This is a genomic window from Nostoc sp., from assembly GCF_036917455.1.
Taxonomy (GTDB): Bacteria; Cyanobacteriota; Cyanobacteriia; order Cyanobacteriales; family Nostocaceae; genus Nostoc.
In genome coordinates, this window is sequence record NZ_JBALDK010000146.1 from 1 (window position 1) to 15,294 (window position 15,294).

Below are 15,294 nucleotides of genomic sequence, written 5' to 3' on the forward strand. Positions count from 1 at the left end.
AATTGGTATCCAGGTACTGTGGCGAGGTTGGTTAAAATTGCATGACCTCTGTGAAGGTTGGCAGCTTGCAAAAGAGACTTAACGGGAAAAGTCAGGACACCATTAAGCACAAAAAACACATCCATACCTCATAGTCTAGGCAAGATGTATTTACGTTGTCAATACACTTAGTTGTAAAAAATTACAGTTAGAATTCAGGCTCTCAATCTTGATGCGTGCCAGAACCTTACAATATTTAGCTGTTTATTGTCTTCCTCAACCTGATAAATGATGCCATACGACTTTATGATTAACTTGTGAATGTTAGGTTAATCAAATTCCGATTCAAGAATGTTAATAAATTTCTGCTAAATAAATAAGGATGTAAAACAACAATAATTTACACCCAAAAAGACGCGATTAATCGCGTCTCTACTTTATATTTTTTATGCTTCTTCAGAATTTTCACTCTTACGTCCTGGAGATGCTTCGTAAAGTGCATCAAGATGTTGACGCGCATCTTCAACGTTAATAGAACGCATTACCAAAAGTGGCTCTTTAATTAAATTGCCCGCGTTATCTAATAACTCTGGATGGGGTACAAATTGTTTTTTTGATGAATAATAACCGTAGTTACCTTGATTATTTATTGGTGAGGAATTCGTTGGATAAGTTCGCTCCCGATCGAAACTGAACATAATCAGGTTACGAATTAGGTTGCCAACAGCCATAAATGCAAGGATTGTAAAAGCAAGAATGTAAAGCAGATGTAACATTGAATTTTCCTCCAGAACAGCAATTTTTAAAACTTTATTTTGTAATTCTTTGTTTCGCCGATACTGTGAGTCACAGTCAAGACGAGCATTCTAAGCACTTTTCATGCGCTTACATCTATATGAAGCTATTTGTCAACCGTTATTCCACTTACGGTAGCATAGGATACATTATTTTGTTAATATAAATAATGTTAAGAAATTGTTAAGCTTTTTGTACTATCTTTGTGATGACTGATTTAGCGTCTTGTCGTTAGATATTGCTAAGTATTTTGCGGAAATTTAACAGATGCTCCCATCTATTTAGACTTCACGCCCTTGACGAAAGCGCATTGCGACATTCCAGCATTCAGTTACTAATTCATGCCAAGGCATTAATGTTGCCATGTCAATCCCGACTTGTTTATTGGTAGCACTAAATAGCATTTTTGCCGTACTTAGTTCATCTTGCGCTTGTTTAACACGTAAGAGCAAATCAGATTGTTCTTGGTCACTCATAAATGATAGCTGCTCAGTTTCGAGTAGATGGCGCGATCGCGTAAACCAATGCTGAAAATCTTCTAGCAGAGGTTCTAAAACCGTTTTCAGCAACTCAGTCCCTGGTAAATTTGAGTCTGACATAAATGAGAAGGATATTTCCAACTTTCTTACTAATATTAACGTTATTTACGTTTCTTAATATTATTTTTATTTATTTTTATCTCATAATTTTGAAAAACGTAACAAATTGTAACAAGTAACACAGATTTTATTATATAGTCTTGATATTTCGTTTGTACAGTTCCTTTAGTCAGTATCTATATATATCGATGGGAGGTAGCTGACACTGAGTTGTAATTTATCAGATAACTTAGCGATATCTACGACGGGCTACGCCTACGCCTGGAATCATGAATTTACCACTCAGCTAACTGATTAAAATTATCCTTGGCGAGAAATTAATTCGGGAGTTGGAAGATAAAGCTGAAAAAAGCAAAAACCAAAGTCGTTATAGTTGAGTAAGCCTACAGATTCAGATAAATCACCTTTTGTAATCACCTCGCCAACGGTTCAGCAGCCAATGTCGCCAAATTCATCAAATCAATCACAACAGTCAGAACAAGTTGAAAAAATCTATTTACCGCGTACCAGCGAATCGGAGAACTTAAAAAAGATTCGCCACACTGCTTCTCATGTAATGGCAATGGCGGTACAAAAGCTGTTTCCCAAGGCGCAAGTTACAATCGGCCCTTGGATTGAAAATGGTTTTTACTACGACTTCGATAGTCCAGAACCATTTAGCGAAAACGATCTCAAAGCCATCAAGAAAGAGATGGTGAAGATTATCAATCGCAAATTGCCAGTAATTCGGGAAGAAGTCAGCCGCGAAGAAGCCGAACGCCGGATTCAGGAAATTAAGGAACCTTACAAGCTAGAAATTCTGGTAGATATTAAAAACGAACCAATCACGATTTACCACCTGGGGAATGAATGGTGGGATTTGTGTGCCGGGCCTCATCTGGAAAATAGCAGCGAATTAAACCCGAAAGCAATTGAACTAGAAAGCGTTGCGGGCGCTTATTGGCGTGGGGATGAAACTAAAGCCCAATTACAACGCATCTACGCCACCGCTTGGGAAAGTCCAGAACAACTCGCTGAATACAAGCGGCGCAAAGAAGAAGCGCTACGACGAGATCACCGAAAACTGGGTAAGGAACTGGGATTATTTATATTTTCCGATCTAGTAGGGCCGGGTTTACCTTTGTGGACACCCAAAGGCACTCTATTAAGGAGTACTCTAGAAGACTTCCTCAAGCAAGAACAGGTAAAACGGGGTTATTTATCTGTAGTAACACCTCACATTGCCAGAGTAGATTTATTTAAAACCTCTGGACATTGGCAGAAATATAAAGAAGATATGTTCCCCTTAATGGCGGATGACGAGGAAGCTGCTGCACAGGAACAAGGCTTCGTGATGAAGCCGATGAATTGCCCTTTCCATATCCAAATATATAAGAGTGAGTTACGCTCTTATCGGGAATTACCGATGCGCTTGGCGGAATTTGGTACTGTTTACCGCTACGAACAATCAGGGGAATTGGGCGGCTTAACACGGGTGCGTGGTTTTACTGTGGATGATTCTCACTTGTTCGTCACCCCTGAACAGCTAGATAGCGAATTCCTCAGTGTAGTGGATTTGATTTTGTCAGTGTTCAATAAGCTGCAACTGAAGAACTTTAAAGCTAGACTCAGTTTCCGCGATCCTGCTAGTGATAAATACATCGGTTCAGATGAAGTTTGGGACAAAGCCGAAGGTGCAATTCGCCGTGCAGTTGAAACCTTGGGGATGGAACACTTTGAAGGGATTGGAGAAGCGGCATTTTATGGTCCCAAACTTGATTTTATCTTTAGTGATGCCTTAGATCGGGAGTGGCAATTAGGAACTGTACAGGTAGATTACAATTTGCCTGAACGCTTTGAGTTGGAATACGTCGCCGAAGATGGGGTTCGCAAACGTCCAGTGATGATTCACCGTGCGCCTTTTGGTTCGCTGGAACGACTAATTGGGATCTTAATTGAAGAATATGCCGGCGATTTCCCTTTGTGGTTAGCACCAGTGCAAGCTAGATTACTGCCGGTGGGTGATACACAGCTAGACTTTGCTAAAGATGTGGTGGCGAAAATGAGAGCGTTGGGCATCCGTGCAGAAGTTGATACCAGTGGCGATCGCTTAGGTAAACAGATTCGCAATGCAGAGAAAGAAAAAATACCCGTGATGGCGGTGGTGGGAGCTAAGGAAGTGGAAACTAACACTTTGAGTATCCGTACCCGCCCCTCTGTGGACTTGGGAGCTATCCCTGTCGATGAGGTGGTGGATAAAATGAAAGATGCGATCGCTAAGTTCGAGAATTTCTAAAATCTAACCTTGAGAATTTCTAAAATTTAACCCCAGACGCACACTAATTATAATTGGTGTGCGTTTTGTTTAGCTGGTAGGTTTTGGTGAAGGTGCGATCGTCACGTATTTAATTATCAAAGACTCATTCACGAGTATCAAAGATTCGTTAACGGAGTTTAGAGGTGGATTTATCCAGTTCAAATACTCACTTTAATTTTTAGTTTTAATGGGATTTGGAAGGTCAGAAAGTATCACATCCAACAAAAGTTTTCTCAATTACCGCACTCAAGAAAACTTTCCGATTTATTCAAGACTGATAGCATAGATTTAAAGACTTGTGGAATCTGCTCTTCCTAAACAGACTGGACTTGCATCAATTAATGTCAATAATTTTTGACTAACATTATGAACCGCTTTACCTCTATTTTGCTGGCTGGCTTGATAGCATCTGCATCAGCTTTAGCTATTTCTCCAAAAGCTGGGGCTAATACGCCAGCGTCTTATCTTGCTGAGTTAGATAACTACAGCTATCAACGCAACGATGATGGTAACTACGAACGTCATAGTCGTCACTACAGAAATAGTGATTATGACCGCCAGAACGACCTTCGCAACGTTGGTAACAACGATCGCCGCAATGACCGCGACTACAATCGCCGCAATGACCGCGACTATAATCGCCGCCATGACCACGACTATAATCGCCGCCATGACCACGACTATAATCGCCGCCATGACCGCGACTATAATCGCCGCAATGACCGCGACTATAATCGCCGCAATGACCGCGATAATAATCTTCGCGACATTCGCGATCGCAACTTTCGTTATGAGCGCGATCGCAACTGGGGACGTGGTTAATCCCTATGCCGATCTATCAAGCTTATTTCTAAGTGAACTGAGCATTGATTCTACTTGGCAGTAGGATTAGACACAATCTCTTTTTCCACTCATTCCAATATCTGACTTTTCACTCTTATTTAGAAAACGTCGCTTCTATTCCCTAGTAAGGAAGCTTGCTCAGGGGTTAACTTTAGCGTTAGCTTTTCTACATGACGTGAAAAGTCAGATTTTAATTAAATCAAGAAATTACCCTTAGAGGATGTTTTAAAACTTTTCTGGTCGGTAGCAAAACGTTTTATATCCCCCAAAGTCCCCCAATTTATTGGGGGACTTTTAGAGACTTTGCCCCTCTTTTTAAGTGGAGCATCTGGCGTGTGGGGTGCAATGACTGTGGGAATTTTAACAATTCAAAATTCAAAATTCAAGACAATTTCAGGCGGGCATTTAAACCCCGACTGAAACTGGGGCTACCTGTAGAGGTAGGGGTCTTAAACCCTTTTATTTACGATAAGGCGTTCTTAGTCCCACTTTTTAAGGAGGGTTGGGGGAATCGACTCTTAACCGAACAGTATTGAAATGCAGCTTTGTTAGGGACGAATAACAGTTAATGAAAAGACTAGACCGTAATTTGGCTAAACCATTTAAGACAATTTTTACTGAACACCGCGTACTTTGGGCTGTTTTACTTCTTAGTGCAGCACTGGTGCTAACGTTAGTGCTATCGCTTTCTCAAGGAGCAGTACCCTTAAGTATGTCGGAATTTTGGCAAGCCATACTCCACAAAGGCGATCCGGTTAAACAGACAATTCTCTGGGATTTGCGTTTCCCGCGCATTACGGCGGCTCTAATTGTCGGCGCAGCTTTGGGAATGTCAGGAGCATTACTGCAAGGAATGTTACGTAATAGTCTTGCCGATCCATTTATTCTGGGGATTTCTGCGGGTGCTGGATTAGTTGTGATTCTGATGATTGTCTGGCAAATATTCCCGATCGCAATTCCTTTAGCTGCGTGGATAGGAGCAATTTTGACTTCTGCGATCGTTATTTTGCTCGGTCGCGCGGGGTCGGGAATTTCGGTTGAGCGGTTAATTTTAGGCGGAGTGGCAGTGAGTTCTTTATTTGGCGCTGTACAAACTACATTACTGCTTTTAGCTGAAGACGGTCAAATTCAAATTGCGCTCAGTTGGCTGGTTGGTAGTCTCAATGGACGCGGTTGGCAAGAAATTTCAACGGCTGGCCCTTACATTATTGTTGCATTAATCGGGGGATGCTTACTGGCGCGATCGGTTAATGTGCTGGCTTTGGGAGATGATTTAGCTGTGGGTTTGGGGGTTTCGTTGACGCGATCGCGCCTGTTAATTGGTGGTGTCGCCACTCTCTTAGCCGCAGGTGCAGTCAGCATCAGTGGCTTGATTGGATTTGTTGGTCTTGTTGTCCCTCACGGTGTTCGCCTCATAGTTGGTACAGATCATCGCTTTGTTTTGCCACTTTCTGCCCTTGCAGGTGCTTGGTTACTAACTTTTGCAGATTTACTCTCTAGATTAGGAGCAGTTGAATTACCAGTAGGTTCCGTCACCGCGTTGCTGGGTTCACCGCTATTTATCTGGTTACTTTATCGTCGTTCTGCTGGATTTAATAAATTTTGAGTCCCTCGTCTATGTTTAAATAGACGAGGTATTTTTTATTTGAGGCAATGTCTAATATCATGTCCTCTATATTGCATGTCTACACATTTATTTATGAATCCAAAGATAGTTTCTTGGATTCATAAATGTTTCAATTATTTACTTGCATTTATGCCAATTACACCCACAACTATTAAGGCGATTGACAAAAGTTTGATAAGTGTGGCAGATTCCCGAAACCAAATAATACCAATCATCGCAATCAGGACAGTTCCTAATCCAGCCCAGACGGAATAAGCCACACTTACTTCAATTCTCTTGAGAGCAAGGGTCAAACAACTAAAACAAAGTCCATAGAAAATAAATATTAAGACTGAAGGGACTAATTTAGTGAATCCTTCTGATAGCTTCATACAAGTTGTGCCTGAAACCTCAAAAAGGATTGCGGCGATAAGGTAGATCCAACTGCTTGACATATCTTTTGTGAGGGTTTTGTTAACAGTCTTTTATTATCTCTATGAAAGCAGCAAAATACAACAGGCTTCCTTAATATTATTAATTAACGTATTTCATTAATTATGAGAAATCCATCTCTTCTACTTGATTAGCAAATCGAACTTATACTCAATATCAATGAGTTGTAAAATCCTATAGGAATCATATTTGATTATTGAAAAAATACAAGTATCTGTAGGGGAGCCAGTCGTGTGGGCGGGAAACCCCCGACTTGAGCGAACTGGCGTTGTGTTAGACGGAACGTCGTAATGCTACCCAAAGCTGAAGAAGAAAAGAACAAAGTCGTCAAAGTTAATCTAGCACGATCTGGCTAATTTCCTCATATCTGCTAGCTATTGGTTAAACCAAATAAAAAGCGCTCTCTAAAAGGGAGCGCTTTTTAGTGTGAATTACTTAGCCCATAAAGCTTTCTTAGAAAAGTGCAAAATTTGAAATCTTCTAGAGTGTGTTATTGCCGAAAGTCCGGCATTACCTCAGATTTGAGGTGCGCTAGAACGAATGTTCTAATGCACCCGGCAAAACTTGCTCTTTCTTAAATCCACCTTTTTTACTTAACCGTTAAGCTCATCTTCTTGATGGGTTTGGATTACACAGTCAGAAGTGGGCTTGGCAACGCAGGTAAGAACCCATCCTGCATCTATTTGATCGTCGTCTAAGAAGTTTTGATCCGATTGGTCAACAGTACCTGAAATCAGCTTACCGGCGCAGGTTGAGCAAGAACCTGCGTTACAGGAGTAAGGCAAGTCCATCTCATTTTCTTCGTTAGCAATCTCTAGAATGTAATCATCATCAGAAACTTCAATTGTTTTTTCTTCATCTGGAGTCTTTAATGTGACTTTATAAGTTGCCATGTAACAATCCCTAGTTAAATGTGAACTACATTGTTGATCCTACGGGTTTATGTGCTACTAGTCTAGAGTTAAATGTTGCTGATTACTTTACATCCTAAAGCGCTTAACGAGAATTGGAAGTGAGAGTAAAAAATTCTGCGATCGCTTCTGCAAATCCCTCAAATGAACTATAATCCCTGGACACAATGGAAACATTCATACCCAACTTCCGCGCATTAGCAGTTGTATAAGGGCCAAAACATGCAATAATGCAACGCTCATAATCGCTTTGCGAGTTGACCATTGTCAAAAAGCTTTCTACTTCTGCTGTGCTACTAAAGGCGATGACATCGATTATTCCTTGACGCATTAAGTTTAATTCAATACCGTAGATGCTTTTGTCTAAGCCCTGCGTGATATATGTGGGTACACGAGTTACTTCTATGCCTAACTTCTGCAAATCTGTAATTAAATTGGGTACGATATCAGGTTCAGGCAAACCAACAACTTCTGGGGCAGGGATCAGCACTTTTTTCTCCTGAATTTGCGGAAGTTTTGCTAATTCAGCCACAATCCCAGCTGGACTAGATTCTGTTGGGATTAAATCGACTTTGTTACAAAAAGACAATAAATTTTCTGCGTCTTTTCCTAGAGCACATAATTGACATTTTTGCACCATAGATACAGGAATATCTAAATCATTCATCCGGTGAAAAAATGCAGTGATGCCATTTCTACTTGTGAAGAGAATCCAATCAAAATCGGCTATCTGGTTTAAAGCAATATCTAACTTAGTGTAGTTGGATAAATAGCAGGTTTCAACAGTAGGCATTAAAACAGGTAAACCACCTTTTTTGATGACTTGTTCCGATAACCTGTAAGCATAATTTCTTGGTGCTGTGACTAAAATTCTTTTACCATATAGAGGTAATTCTTTAGATGGAACGAGCAGGTTCATTTCTGTTGATTGAGCGTGCATTTGTTTATCTGTCATTTCATTGCTATTCCACCTTAGAATGCAATACGTTTAGTGTTCGTGATATTTTGCCCATATTTTTGTAAAATTCAAAGTATTGTGCTGACCGATATCCCGCCTCGGAATTTATTTAAAGGCAGGATGGCAACGAAGCAGAAGATTTAAAAAATGCTGGTATTGAGTAATCCTATTTAATTTGCGATCGTTGCAACCCGAAGATTCCCGACTTCTCAAAGAAGTTAAGCATCTTGTTTCTGTAGGTTTGATTCAGGATTGCTATATAAACCTAGCCATTTTTCTAGGGTGAATTCTCCCCATTTTTCCGATGTCATCTGTGTTGATCAAACGGCACGATATGAATATCTAAGAACGTTGGCAGAAAAATCTTATGTCTTCATTACTGGCTTTGTCCAACAGTTTAGCTGACACGGTAGAACAAGCTGGGAGTGCTGTGGTTGCAGTCAATGCGGGTAGTCGTGTTTCTTCAAGTGGCATTCACTGGCGGAATGGCATCATTGTTACCTCTGATGAGTCGATCCAGCGCTACGACGACATCACTGTTACCCTATCAAATGGTAGCACTGCACCAGTAACACTCATCGGCCATGACTCTAGCACTGATATCGCTGTTTTTAAACTAGAAAATGTAGAAATACCTGTGGCAAAAATTGGCGATGCCAAAACGCTCAAAGTCGGTCATCTGGTACTAGGGTTAGCAAGAGGTAGCGAAGGTGATTTAAGAGCGGCGATGGGTGCAGTGAGCGTGGTTAGCGGTGCTTGGCGAAGTATGAGTGGCGGAAATATTGACCAATTTATCCGCCCAGATATCACCCTTTACTCTGGTTTTGCAGGCGGGCCGCTAGTAGATGCTGCTGGTTTTGTGGTAGGGATGAATACATCGGGGCGGCGTGGCGTTGCTCTGACAATTCCTACTGCTACAGTCGATCGCGTGGTTGACGAATTAGTAGCAAAAGGACGCATTTCAAAAGGCTACTTGGGTGTGGGAATGCAACCTGTACGCTTACCAAAGAACCTAAAAACTTCTCTGAATTTAACTTCTGCAACTGGGGTAATTGTCGTTAATGTTGAGCCTTCCGGGCCTGCTGAAAATGCAGGTGTGCTGCTTGGTGATGTTTTAGTAACGTTCGATGGCGTAACTGTGGGCGATACAGGTGATGTGCTGGCGCTGCTTAATAATAGCGATCGCATTGGTAAAGCTGTCAATGTCCAAGTTGTCCGGGGTGGAGTGTTAATTGAGTTAGCGATCGCAGTTGGCGAAAGACCTACTAAGGAGGAATAATCTCCATTTGGAATGGATTTTACTAGCTGTGTCAGATTTATCTAAATTTTCTATTCATTTGAGCTTCTGAACTCGGAACTGTCAGAATTTTCTTTCCAAAGTTGGGTTGACTAATATCTTGCAACAGTCTCAATTATCCCAACCCGACTAAAAACTATTGTCAGCCCACTAATTCTCCTTTGACATCCGGGAAAATTGTATAACATGGCAAACACAACATTAACTAACATCACTGCTGAATTGACAGAGGTAGCTGATAAACTACGCCTACACACTGTGAAAGTGAAAAGCGGCTCTCTGGGAGTTGGTTCTGGTGTAATTTGGCAATCTGACGGGCTAATTATTACTAATGCCCATGTCGCAACTAGCAATCGTGCAACTGTGGAATTGGCAGACGGAAGGGTATTTGATGCGGTGCGAACACAATTCGATCCACAGCAGGATTTAGCAGCCCTGAAAATTGTCGCTACTGATTTAACTGCTGCAACTATTGGCAATTCTGAGACACTACGAGTTGGTGAATTAGTTTTGGCGGTGGGTAATCCCTTTGCTGAAACTGGTGCTGTGACAACTGGAATTATCTATGGAAATAATTCACAGGCTGTAATGGCTGATTTGCAATTGTATCCTGGAAATTCTGGGGGGCCGCTTGCTGACTGTCAAGGCCTTGTCGTGGGAATTAACACTATGATTGTTAATGGTTTAGCTGTAGCAGTTCCCAGCAACACTGTTGAGCGTTTTTTACAGAGAAATAATCGTCCGCAACTAGGAGTTACACTACAACCTGTACTTTTAAGTAGGCGTAGCTTGGGTTTACTAGTATTGTCAATTTTACCTGGCAGTGCGGCGGAAACTGCTGGTGTGCAAGTTGGCGATATTTTAATTGGAGTTGCGGGGCGATTATTTACTAGCATGAATGATTTTAGCAAATATCTCCACGACAGTAAAGGATCTGTGCCGCTACAACTCTTACGCGGTAAGCAGCAATTTGTGATTTATGTCGAGGTGCATTCTGGAAAAACTGCTGTGGAGGCAACATGATCCGAGTAATGGTAGTTGCCACTTCCCCTGTAGTGCGGGCAGGGTTATCAGCTGTGGTGACTACCAATCCTCGGCTGACGGTTGTGGGGAGTGCATCCGATTTGGATGTATTGGTAAGGGAAATTGAGCAATTATCACCAGATGTAGTGTTGGTAGATTTGAGTAGCAATCTTCAACAATCGGTGTGGGAAAAATTGCTGCTGATTCAAGAAACCCAATACCCATTAGGAATAATCGCAATTGTTGAGGAACTCGACAGCATTGATTTAGAGACAGCATTACGTTCTGGTATCCGGGGGATATTGCCCAGTACTAGCACAGAGTTAGAAATTGTCGCGGCTGTGGAGGCGATCGCTTTTGGTTTAGTAATACTGCACCCGGATGCTGTAGAATTACTGTCTATCCGGGAAAAAGTGGTAACGAATCCCGTACAAAGCTTGACACCACGGGAGATAGAGGTTTTAGGAATGCTGGGATCGGGGTTAGGGAATAAAGCGATCGCTAAACGCTTACATATTTCTGAGCATACCGTCAAATTTCATCTCTCATCCATTTTTCAAAAGCTCAGTGTCTCTAGCCGCACCGAGGCTGTTGCTGTGGGTGTCAGACTCGGTTTGATTCTGCTGTGATCTTCCCTCACTAAAATTTGATGGAATAAAATATGCGTTATCGAGAACCCTTATAGAGATGTAGCAGCGTTACGTCTCTACATTTTTTGTCTAATCAAATGATGACATACAGCCTTCAATGAGGTCATGGTGTATGTATCACATTTGATTTATCACCTATATGAACATTTTAATGCTCTCTTCCACCTTTCCCTACCCACCAACGCGCGGGGGAACCCAAGTTAGGACATTTAATTTACTTAAGTATCTGAGTCAACGCCATACTATTACCCTAGTGACTCAACGCGAGAGCGATGTTACAGATGCAGAAGTAGCAGGATTACGCGATTGTGTCGATCGTCTAGCCATTTTTGAACGCCCGCCAGATTCGGGAACCACCGGAATATTGAAGAAAATACAGCGATTTGGGAGATTTTTACAACAGGGCACACCGCCAAGCGTACTTAATCGCTACTCAGTAGAGATGCAAACATGGATTGATAACTGGGTGGAAGCGGGGAAATGTGATGTAATTACCTGCGAACATAGCGTCAATGAAATTTATGTGCAGCCACATTTTCAGAAACAGCTAAAAACCATAGTTAATGTTCATAGTTCTGTTTATGCTACCTGTCGTAACCAACTAGCAACCAGCATTTCAGAAAATTCCCTTAGAGACAAAATTAATCTGCCGCTTTTGCGACTTTATGAGCAAAACTACTGTGCTAAGTTTTCGGCAATTGTGGCGACAACAGAAGAAGATAAAATTCAACTACAAGAATTTAACCCCAATAGTGAAATTACTGTTATTCCCAATGGCGTAGATTTAGTTTCTTTCCCCAACCGTACCGCCGATCCGGGTGGACATCGCTTAATTTTCATTGGTGCAATGGATAATTTAGCAAATATTGATGCTGTCTGCTTTTTCAGTAACGAAGTATTGCCAGAAATCCAAAAACTTTATCCTAATACAACTTTTGATATTGTTGGTTCTCACCCAGTACAAGAAGTTTTAGCACTTGATAAAAAACCAGGAGTTAATGTGATTGGGCGTGTGCCTTCGATGGTTGAATATTTACATAAATCTACCATCTGTGTTGTACCTATGCGGACTGGGTTTGGGATTAAAAATAAAACTTTAGAAGCAATGGCTGCTGGTGTACCGATAGTGGCTAGCGATCGCGGCTTAGAAGGATTAGCTGTAGATGTTGCTAGTCAACCATTACGAGCATTACGAGCGAATAAATCGGCAGAGTACATCACCGCTATTAGTCAACTATTCGATCGTCCAAATCTGCGTTCGCAATTGTCTCACAACGGCAGACAATTAGTAGAAACAGAATTCACTTGGAATATGGCTGGTAAAAGCTATGAACAAGTTTGTCTTGGGAGAACTCTATGCGTCTAGATAAATTCTAATTACCATCTGGGACAAATGTGTGTAGAGACGTTATACATTACAACGTCTCTATATTGGTAGTGCAAATAATCTTATCTAAATCGGATTTGTTGTTAATTCACTTGTAAAAAAGCCCGTCAATTACGATCGAACTTAGTCGAAGCACCCAAGACAAGTAATTTCTTATGCTTACGTTTATTCTTATTTTTGAGAGTAGTCAAATAATTATCAACGTAGCGAAAAGCAGCTGCACCATCGTAATCAGCAATGGCTATAGCCTGTAAGAAAACCTTTGAAGGAATTTCAAACGCTAAAAATTTTTCTGTTAAAATCAACAAATCTTTATCTGTAGCGGGAAAAGTAGTTTCTTCTGTCTCTTCTGGCTCAAAGAAGATATCTTCAATTAATGCTCTGTACACTTTGTACCTCCCCAAATGCATAAGATGCAAAGCCTGTGATAAAGTTTAGCTGCTGATCGCGAGTTTGTAAGTTAACTGGGAGTTCAGTATCAGGACATCCTATTTCCCGTAAAATCTCCAAACAATAGGCACTGAGTTGAGTGTATGGAGCTTGCTCCAATTCTTGAGCTACCTCTAGAGCCATCTCCAGATTGACTTGGATAAACGTCGTTACAGGGTTGGTCATAAACATGCCCTAATAAACTGGATGCTCTAAGTTTTGATCACAAGTACGAATAGCGTAACGGTGTTTTTGCGGAATTTATGAAGAGGGGAAAATAAAATATCAGCGCATTTGCGGTAATGCATCCGAACTTATGCAAACAAGGCTGAAATATCAGTAATTTCCATCTGGGTGCGATCGCTGTACTACAAAACGTTGATGTACCCTTTTGGGCAAGGAAGTGTCAAAGACAAGCGATCGCTCTACCAAAATAAGGTATAAATACTTGTCATATCACAATTAGTACAAAATTCAATACATCCACTATTTTGTGCCTTCACAACTTGCTTGCTTATGTTAGGTGTAATATCTAATTTGTTTACTAGATTTATTCCTATATTTTTACCTAGCCCCTGACCAACTAAGATTTTAAAGAAATTTATCAGTTTTTGTCTTCACATTAAACACATATTTTATTCATCAAATAATATTATCTGTAGTGTGCATTATCTCTTCATTTTTTGAAAAACAAACTTTTGTAACTTATACGTTTACATAGAAACCAATATAACCAGATAGGATTTTTCATGCTTCCAATTAGATTTTTTGATTACCTTTGCTTGATACCTGGATTGGCTACGCTTCTGAAGCAAGGAAAGGCTGAAACTACCTATGGACGTTGAGTCACAACACTATTATTCTATAAAATGCCTAAATCTTAATTTTATTGCTTCTCGATTTGTATGGCAAAATAACGCATTTTTAAAAGCCTGAATTGTTATCTGTTTTTCTTTTGCCAGAGATATAAAACAGGGTTAAGTATGTTTATGGTGATTTCATCATAAATTTATAATTCATTCTGTTGTAATATGCGAATATTACAACGATCAAATAAATTTTATCCGCCAAACTATCCAAAACTATCAAAATTATATATTATGTCCATTATTACGGGTACTCCTAACAATGACTTTTTGTTGGGAACTAGTGGTGACGATCAGATTTCTGGTCGTGGAGGCAATGACAATATCTCCGCAGGTCTTGGATATGATGTCATTGATGGTGGAGAAGGCGACGATACGTTGGCAGGTAATGGTGGCAATGATACATTCAAGGGCGGTCGAGGTAACGATAGCATTGATGGTGGAGATGGCTTTGATACCGCAGACTACAGCAACTTAGGCAAAAGCGTCACCCCGTCAGGTGTCGGAACAATCACAAAAGCTGGCGGATTTGGCAAAGACCAACTCTTGAATGTAGACAAAGTTGTTGCTGATGTTACTGTTGCCAACAACACTATAGATGCGTCTCAATCTTTGTCTGGGGTAGCTGCTGTTGCCGACCTAGAAGCCCAAACCATCTCTGCTTTGAATGTTCCTGGTTTGGGGACATTGACATTTAATGTAGTTAACTTTGACAACGTTATCGGTACTATTAATGATGACAGCATTAAGGGCGACGGCCAAAATAACCAATTAACTGGTCTGGCTGGTAATGACGTAATTGATGGTAGAGGTGGTAACGACCTAATTGATGGTGGTGAAGGGAATGACACCTTGATAGGTGGTGCTGGCGATGACACATTTAAAGGTGGTCAGGGTTACGACAGCATTGACGGTGGGGATGGCTTTGATACCGCAGACTATAGCAAACTAGGTCAAACCATTACCCTCTCAGGAGTAGGGACAGTTACTAAAGCTGGTGGATTGGGGCAAGACCAACTCTTGAAAGTAGACAAAGTTGTTGCTGATGCTAAAGTTGCCAACAACACCAGAACTTACGCATTGACAAAAAAGACAATAAATGCGGTGGGGGAAATCGGAAAAGAATAGGCGATCGCTAGTCAGCAGGGGACTGGAAAGACGGATAATTTACACTGTCTCTATTGAGGATATGGGCAATCAGA

General features: G+C 41.0%; 16 protein-coding genes. 8 read left to right on the plus strand and 8 right to left on the minus strand.

What is annotated here, in order from left to right; translation table 11 throughout:
* Window positions 1-194: 194 nt before the first annotated feature.
* The 3 genes from V7K42_RS28960 to V7K42_RS15615 form a co-directional block, all read right to left on the minus strand.
* Entirely contained in the window at window positions 195-302 is a 108-nt protein-coding gene (locus V7K42_RS28960; protein ID WP_442938580.1) for a type II toxin-antitoxin system RelE/ParE family toxin, read from the minus strand.
* Between the two features lie 123 nt (window positions 303-425).
* A complete protein-coding gene (locus tag V7K42_RS15610) occupies window positions 426-755 on the minus strand; it encodes a DUF2973 domain-containing protein (RefSeq protein WP_334890092.1) in 330 nt (109 codons plus the stop codon).
* Between the two features lie 300 nt (window positions 756-1,055).
* The gene (locus V7K42_RS15615; protein WP_334917567.1) at window positions 1,056-1,373 is read right to left on the minus strand and encodes a DUF2605 domain-containing protein; all 318 of its coding nucleotides are present in this window, start codon (window positions 1,371-1,373) and stop codon (window positions 1,056-1,058) included.
* Window positions 1,374-1,812: 439 nt separating this feature from the next.
* Here V7K42_RS15615 and thrS point away from each other — a divergent pair, with 439 nt between their 5' ends.
* The 3 genes from thrS (at window position 1,813) to V7K42_RS15630 (ending at window position 6,118) form a co-directional block, all read left to right on the plus strand.
* Window positions 1,813-3,648 (plus strand): threonine--tRNA ligase, encoded by a 1,836-nt coding sequence (gene thrS / locus V7K42_RS15620; RefSeq protein ID WP_334917587.1) that lies wholly within the window; start codon window positions 1,813-1,815, stop codon window positions 3,646-3,648.
* Between the two features lie 387 nt (window positions 3,649-4,035).
* Window positions 4,036-4,491, plus strand: coding sequence for a hypothetical protein (locus V7K42_RS15625; RefSeq protein ID WP_334917569.1), 456 nt, complete (start codon window positions 4,036-4,038; stop codon window positions 4,489-4,491).
* A gap of 589 nt (window positions 4,492-5,080) precedes the next feature.
* The gene (locus tag V7K42_RS15630; RefSeq protein WP_334917571.1) at window positions 5,081-6,118 is read left to right on the plus strand and encodes a FecCD family ABC transporter permease; all 1,038 of its coding nucleotides are present in this window, start codon (window positions 5,081-5,083) and stop codon (window positions 6,116-6,118) included.
* A gap of 134 nt (window positions 6,119-6,252) precedes the next feature.
* Here the strand turns inward: V7K42_RS15630 and V7K42_RS15635 are convergent, their stop codons facing one another.
* The 3 genes from V7K42_RS15635 to V7K42_RS15645 form a co-directional block, all read right to left on the minus strand.
* Complete coding sequence (locus V7K42_RS15635; protein ID WP_334917573.1) at window positions 6,253-6,573, minus strand: DMT family transporter; 321 nt, start codon at window positions 6,571-6,573, stop codon at window positions 6,253-6,255.
* Between the two features lie 591 nt (window positions 6,574-7,164).
* On the minus strand, window positions 7,165-7,464 hold the full coding sequence (locus tag V7K42_RS15640; protein WP_094331628.1) for a ferredoxin: 300 nt from the start codon (window positions 7,462-7,464) through the stop codon (window positions 7,165-7,167).
* A 103-nt stretch (window positions 7,465-7,567) separates the two neighbouring features.
* Complete coding sequence (locus V7K42_RS15645) at window positions 7,568-8,437, minus strand: uroporphyrinogen-III synthase (RefSeq protein WP_334917575.1); 870 nt, start codon at window positions 8,435-8,437, stop codon at window positions 7,568-7,570.
* A 370-nt stretch (window positions 8,438-8,807) separates the two neighbouring features.
* Between V7K42_RS15645 and V7K42_RS15650 the strand changes: the two genes are divergently transcribed.
* From V7K42_RS15650 to V7K42_RS15665, 4 genes are all read left to right on the plus strand, one after another.
* A complete protein-coding gene (locus V7K42_RS15650; RefSeq protein ID WP_334917577.1) occupies window positions 8,808-9,719 on the plus strand; it encodes a S1C family serine protease in 912 nt (303 codons plus the stop codon).
* 204 nt (window positions 9,720-9,923) lie between these two features.
* Window positions 9,924-10,760 (plus strand): S1C family serine protease, encoded by an 837-nt coding sequence (locus tag V7K42_RS15655; protein ID WP_334917579.1) that lies wholly within the window; start codon window positions 9,924-9,926, stop codon window positions 10,758-10,760.
* Window positions 10,757-11,389: a response regulator transcription factor gene (locus V7K42_RS15660; RefSeq protein ID WP_334917581.1), complete on the plus strand. Its 633-nt coding sequence runs from the start codon at window positions 10,757-10,759 to the stop codon at window positions 11,387-11,389. Before V7K42_RS15655 ends, V7K42_RS15660 begins: the two co-directional genes overlap by 4 nt.
* Window positions 11,390-11,549: 160 nt before the next feature.
* Window positions 11,550-12,776, plus strand: coding sequence for a glycosyltransferase family 4 protein (locus tag V7K42_RS15665; RefSeq protein ID WP_334917583.1), 1,227 nt, complete (start codon window positions 11,550-11,552; stop codon window positions 12,774-12,776).
* 128 nt (window positions 12,777-12,904) lie between these two features.
* Here V7K42_RS15665 and V7K42_RS15670 read toward each other — a convergent pair whose 3' ends face one another.
* Complete coding sequence (locus tag V7K42_RS15670) at window positions 12,905-13,186, minus strand: hypothetical protein (protein ID WP_094344070.1); 282 nt, start codon at window positions 13,184-13,186, stop codon at window positions 12,905-12,907.
* Window positions 13,167-13,412 (minus strand): hypothetical protein, encoded by a 246-nt coding sequence (locus tag V7K42_RS15675; RefSeq protein ID WP_334891287.1) that lies wholly within the window; start codon window positions 13,410-13,412, stop codon window positions 13,167-13,169. Before V7K42_RS15675 ends, V7K42_RS15670 begins: the two co-directional genes overlap by 20 nt.
* 914 nt (window positions 13,413-14,326) lie before the next feature.
* Here V7K42_RS15675 and V7K42_RS15680 point away from each other — a divergent pair.
* Entirely contained in the window at window positions 14,327-15,220 is an 894-nt protein-coding gene (locus V7K42_RS15680) for a calcium-binding protein (protein WP_334917585.1), read from the plus strand.
* Window positions 15,221-15,294: the final 74 nt, after the last annotated feature.

Coding starts and splice junctions, on each gene's coding strand:
- V7K42_RS15660 (WP_334917581.1), top strand. CDS start 10,757: ATGATCCGAGTAATGGTAGTTGCCACTTCCCCTGTAGTGCGGGCAGGG.
- V7K42_RS15655 (WP_334917579.1), top strand. CDS start 9,924: ATGGCAAACACAACATTAACTAACATCACTGCTGAATTGACAGAGGTA.
- V7K42_RS15680 (WP_334917585.1), top strand. CDS start 14,327: ATGTCCATTATTACGGGTACTCCTAACAATGACTTTTTGTTGGGAACT.
- V7K42_RS15615 (WP_334917567.1), bottom strand. CDS start 1,373: ATGTCAGACTCAAATTTACCAGGGACTGAGTTGCTGAAAACGGTTTTA.
- V7K42_RS15645 (WP_334917575.1), bottom strand. CDS start 8,437: ATGACAGATAAACAAATGCACGCTCAATCAACAGAAATGAACCTGCTC.
- V7K42_RS15625 (WP_334917569.1), top strand. CDS start 4,036: ATGAACCGCTTTACCTCTATTTTGCTGGCTGGCTTGATAGCATCTGCA.
- V7K42_RS15640 (WP_094331628.1), bottom strand. CDS start 7,464: ATGGCAACTTATAAAGTCACATTAAAGACTCCAGATGAAGAAAAAACA.
- V7K42_RS15675 (WP_334891287.1), bottom strand. CDS start 13,412: ATGACCAACCCTGTAACGACGTTTATCCAAGTCAATCTGGAGATGGCT.
- V7K42_RS15610 (WP_334890092.1), bottom strand. CDS start 755: ATGTTACATCTGCTTTACATTCTTGCTTTTACAATCCTTGCATTTATG.
- V7K42_RS15665 (WP_334917583.1), top strand. CDS start 11,550: ATGAACATTTTAATGCTCTCTTCCACCTTTCCCTACCCACCAACGCGC.
- V7K42_RS15635 (WP_334917573.1), bottom strand. CDS start 6,573: ATGTCAAGCAGTTGGATCTACCTTATCGCCGCAATCCTTTTTGAGGTT.
- V7K42_RS15650 (WP_334917577.1), top strand. CDS start 8,808: ATGTCTTCATTACTGGCTTTGTCCAACAGTTTAGCTGACACGGTAGAA.
- V7K42_RS15630 (WP_334917571.1), top strand. CDS start 5,081: ATGAAAAGACTAGACCGTAATTTGGCTAAACCATTTAAGACAATTTTT.
- thrS (WP_334917587.1), top strand. CDS start 1,813: ATGTCGCCAAATTCATCAAATCAATCACAACAGTCAGAACAAGTTGAA.